Annotated in this window: 3 protein-coding genes and 1 pseudogene; 3 read left to right on the top strand and 1 reads right to left on the bottom strand. The window is 67.3% G+C overall.

The genetic code is table 11. The annotated features are described in order from the left end of the window. Both AWB81_RS40765 and AWB81_RS40760 read left to right on the top strand, forming a co-directional pair. A pseudogene (locus AWB81_RS40765) lies at window positions 1-277 on the top strand (hypothetical protein); the annotation flags it as partial. A gap of 207 nt (window positions 278-484) precedes the next feature. Further along, the gene (locus tag AWB81_RS40760) at window positions 485-2296 is read left to right on the top strand and encodes a PglL family O-oligosaccharyltransferase (RefSeq protein WP_062644085.1); all 1812 of its coding nucleotides are present in this window, start codon (window positions 485-487) and stop codon (window positions 2294-2296) included. 9 nt (window positions 2297-2305) lie between these two features. Here AWB81_RS40760 and moaC read toward each other — a convergent pair whose 3' ends face one another. Continuing rightward, window positions 2306-2785 (bottom strand): cyclic pyranopterin monophosphate synthase MoaC, encoded by a 480-nt coding sequence (moaC, locus tag AWB81_RS40755; protein WP_062644082.1) that lies wholly within the window; start codon window positions 2783-2785, stop codon window positions 2306-2308. Between the two features lie 234 nt (window positions 2786-3019). On the opposite strand from moaC, the gene AWB81_RS40750 reads away from it, so the two are divergent. Continuing rightward, a partial coding sequence (locus AWB81_RS40750) for a M48 family metalloprotease (RefSeq protein ID WP_235026181.1) occupies window positions 3020-4343 on the top strand: 1324 nt, incomplete at its 3' end.

Genomic DNA, 4343 nt, shown 5'->3' with positions numbered 1-4343 from the left:
CAGCGACACCGGGCAGGTGACGATCGCCTACTCGACGCGCGTGGCGCCGGCGGGCTCGAACACGCTCGTGCTGGTGCCGTCGTCGCCGGATAACGCCGACACGCCGACCGCGCGCGTCGCGCTCGCGAAGGGCGTCGTGCAGGCGGGGTCGGTCACGTGGGAATGCTTCGCGGGCGGCAAGGCGGCCTCGTCGCTGCCGGCGCCGGGTGCGGGGCCGAACCCCGCAGAAGCGCCGACGTTGCCGTCGAATCTCGCCCCGCCGGAGTGCCGCGCCTGACGGTGGACTTACGCGAAGCGGCGAGCGCCGGACAGCACTTACGCGCGGTCCGGCGCTCGCGCATGGGTTCGCGGCGGTGGGGGCAATGGCGGCCGCACAACAAACCACGGCGATTCCGGCCGAATTCGCTGCATTTCGGTTCACTCGCCGGACAGCCCGGGTAATTTTTTGTATAGTGCGCCGGTCGCCGACGTTCCCAACCCCCCAATGCCTTCACAATTCGCGCGCTTTCTCTGCCTTTCCGTGCTGTTTCTTGCGTTGACGATCCCTTACGCCGTCGTCAACCACACGTACCCGATCCCGACTTTCTACGCCGAATACAGCGCGCTCGCCCTGTATCTCGCGCTTGGTGCGACGGTCGCGCTGGTCGCGCGCACAACCGAGCCGCAAGCATCGTTCGCGATGCCGATGATCGCGCTGATGCCGCTCGCCTTCGGCGTCCTGCTGATCGCGCAGACGGTGCTGCTGCCAGTCGCGCAGCCATCGCTCAACTGGCTCGGCGGCGGCTATCTGCTGGCGGCGTTCGTGACGGTGCACACGGGCTTCGGTATCGTGCGCGCGGGTCTCGTCGACAAGGCTTGGCGCTGGGGTGCCGCGGCGCTGATCGTCGGCGGGCTTTTCGCCGTGTTTTGCCAGATCGTGCAACTGCTGCACATGGAGGCGAAGTTCACGCCGTTCATCGTCGCATACAACGTGATGACCGAGCGCCGTCCGTTCGGCAACATGGCGCAGGCGAACCACCTCGCGACCTACATCGCCTTCGCGATGGCAGGCACGCTCTACTTCGTGCAGACGCGGCGCCTGCCGGCGATCCTGTGGTTCGTGCTGTCGACGATCTTTTCGGTCGGGCTCGCGCTGACCGTCTCGCGCGGCCCGTGGCTGCAGATGGCGGTGATCGTCGTCGCGGGATTCTGGATGGCGTTCGTGCTCGGGCGTCCCTCGTCGGCGGAAGGTTTCGACGGGCCGGGAAAACGCGATCTGCGCGCGTGGCTGATGCCGGTCGTGCTGGCAGTGCTGTTCTTTGCAGTGAACATCGCGATCCGCTGGGCGAATCTGCGTTTCAACCTCGACCTCGCGCAGTCGGCGGCCGAGCGCATGCAGGACGCGAACCAGATCGCACCGCGTCTCGCGCTCTGGAAATACGGCTGGACGATGTTCGCGACGCACCCGCTGCTCGGCGTCGGCTGGGGCGAGTTTCCGCGTTATCAGTTCGATTTCGTGCGCGAACTCGGCGGCGTCGAGATCGCGAACAATTCGCACGACATCTTTATCGACTTGCTCGCGAAGACGGGCGCACTCGGCCTCGGTATTCTGCTGCTCGGCGTCGTGACGTGGTTCGTGCGGGTCGTGCGCGCGCCGCAGACACCCGCGCGCATCTTCGGGATCACGCTGCTCGGCGTGCTGCTGATGCATGCGCTTGTCGAATATCCGCAGCAGTACATGTTTTTCCTGCTGCCGGCGATGCTCGTGATGGGCCTGCTCGAAACGCGCGCCTTGCGCCTGGTCGCGCGGCCGGTGTCCTACGGGCTTTACACGGTGCTCGTGCTGGGCGGGCTGGCGGCGTTGTATCCGATGATGCGCGACTACAACCGCGCGGAGGTGCTGTACTACGGGTCGCGGCCGGCCGAGCAATATGCGAACGATCCGTCGTTTCTGTTCCGCGCGTGGGGCGAGTACGGAGCGGCGACGCTCTTGCCGATGAACGGCCAGAATCTCGCCGAGAAGCTCTCGATGCACCAGCAGGCGCTCGCGCTGCTGCCGGGCGAGACGGTGCTGCGGCGTTACGCGGTGTTGCAGGCGCTGGCGGGGCAGCGCGAAGCGGCGCTCGATACGGTCGCGCGCCTGAAGATTTTCGCCACGCAGTTGCACGACTGGCCGACGCAGTTGACAGCGGTGTACAAGTTGCTCGACGAGCAGGGCAAGCCGATGGCGGGGTTCAAGGCGGAACTGGTGAAGCTGTATGGGACGCCGTCGGCGGAGCAGGTTCAGTCCGACGAGGACGACGACGGGGACGAGTGAGGCCGGGTTTCAGGCGGGCGCCACCCAGTCGCCCGACTTCCCGCCGTGCTTCTCCAGCACCTTCACGTTATTGATCGTCATCCCGCGATCCACCGCCTTGCACATGTCATAGACGGTCAGCAGCCCGACCTGCACCGCCGTCAGCGCTTCCATCTCCACGCCGGTGCGCCCGACCGTCTCTACGCGCACTTCGCAATGCACGCCGGGCAGCGCTTCATCGACGACAAAATCCACCGCGACGCGCGTCAGCGCCAGCGGATGACACAGCGGAATCAGATCCGACGTGCGCTTTGCGCCCTGGATCGCGGCGATCCGCGCGACGCCCAGCACGTCGCCCTTCTTGGCCCGGCCTTCGCGGATCAGCGCGAGCGTGCTATCGAGCATCGCAATCGATCCGCGCGCGATCGCGATGCGTCGCGTCTCGCCCTTGTCGCCGACATCGACCATGTGCGCTTCGCCAGCGGCATCGAAATGAGTGAGTCCGGACATAAGCTCTCCTGTCGGCCAGAGGGGGCGCGTCGATCCCATGCGCTTACTCTGGTCACATGCAAAATGGTTGCTTCAAGCGGGCGCCTATCATACCAGCGGCGATTCCACGCGCGCCCCGCATGGCGCAGCGCAACCCGCCCCCGAAACGGCCCTAACACTTGATACGATAGGCTCGTTTTCGTCTTTCAGCCGCGCCGGCCGCGAGTCCGGCGAACGCATCGCGCCACGTACTCCATGCGTCCGAATCGATTTCTGATCGCCGTGTTGTGCCTGAGTCTCGCCGTGCCGCCCGCGACACTGGCGCAGACCGGGGCGAGCGCGTCGTCTGCATCGTCCGCGTCGTCCGCACGCGTCCAGTCCGGGACACTCGCCGCAGCCGCGCTGCGCGCCACGGTGCCCGACGCCGCCAGCAGCACCGCGACCAGCACGCAGGGCAACGTGGCCGAAGGCGTCTTCGGCGTCTATGGCGGCGCGGAAAGCCGCTTCGCCAACCGTCCCGGCGAAATGACCGGCGTGAACGGCCTGCGCGCGCCGCTTTCGGCCGTCCAGTTGCCCGATCTCGGTGACGGCTCCGGCGGCACGCTCACGCCGCAAGCCGAGCGGCGGCTCGGCGAGCGTCTGATGCGCGACCTGCGCAACGACCCCGACTATCTCGACGACTGGCTCGCGCGCGACTACCTGAATTCGGTGTCGTCGAAGCTCTCGACGGCGGCGGTGTCGCAGTATCTCGGCGGCTATCTCCCGGACTTCGATCTCTTCGCCGTGCGCGATGCGCAGATCAACGCGTTTTCGATGCCCGGCGGTTTCATCGGCGTGAACACAGGGCTGATCGCCGCGACGCAGACGGAATCGGAACTCGCGTCGGTCGTCGGGCACGAAATGGGGCACGTGCTGCAGCGGCACATCGCGCGCATGCTCGGCACGCGAGAGCGCAGCAGCTACGCCGCGCTCGCCGCGATGCTGGCGGGCCTGCTCGCGGGCCTGGCCGCGAAAAGCGGCGATCTCGGCATGGGCATCGCGATGGGCGGTCAGGCGTTCGCCGTCGACAACCAACTGCGCTTCTCGCGTGCGGCCGAGCACGAGGCGGACCGGGTCGGTTTCCAGATGCTGAGCGCGGCCGGCTACGACCCCTATGCGATGACGGCCTTCTTCGACCGCCTCGACCGCTCGACGATGGGCGACAACGGCGTGCCGCCCTACGCGCGTACCCATCCGCTGACGGGCGAGCGCATCGCCGACATGGAAGACCGCGCGCGGCGCGTGCCTTACCGGCAGCCGCGGCAGTCGTCGGAATACGCGTTCGTGAGGGCGCGCTCGCGCGTGCTGCAGGTGCATTCGCCGAGCGATTACCGCGACATCGCGAGCCGACTGAAAACCGAGATCGAAGACCAGACGGCGCTCAACGCGGCGTCGAACTGGTACGGCATCGCGCTCGCACAGACGCAGATGGGCGATTACGGCGCGGCGGCCGACGCGCTTGCGAAGGCGCGGCGGATCTTCGAAGGGGACGAGGCGGATGCGGCGGTTGCGTCGGCGGCGGCGGTGGGTTCGCGCACCG

The organism is Caballeronia arationis (assembly GCF_001544975.2).
Lineage (GTDB): Bacteria > Pseudomonadota > Gammaproteobacteria > Burkholderiales > Burkholderiaceae > Caballeronia > Caballeronia arationis.
Note: the sequence above shows the minus strand (reverse complement) of the source record. Positions and strands in the feature narration are given on the sequence as shown.

What these genes read in the sequence shown, in the direction of transcription:
- moaC (WP_062644082.1), bottom strand. Translation starts at nt 2,785, where the DNA reads ATGTCCGGACTCACTCATTTCGATGCCGCTGGCGAAGCGCACATGGTC.
- AWB81_RS40760 (WP_062644085.1), top strand. Translation starts at nt 485, where the DNA reads ATGCCTTCACAATTCGCGCGCTTTCTCTGCCTTTCCGTGCTGTTTCTT.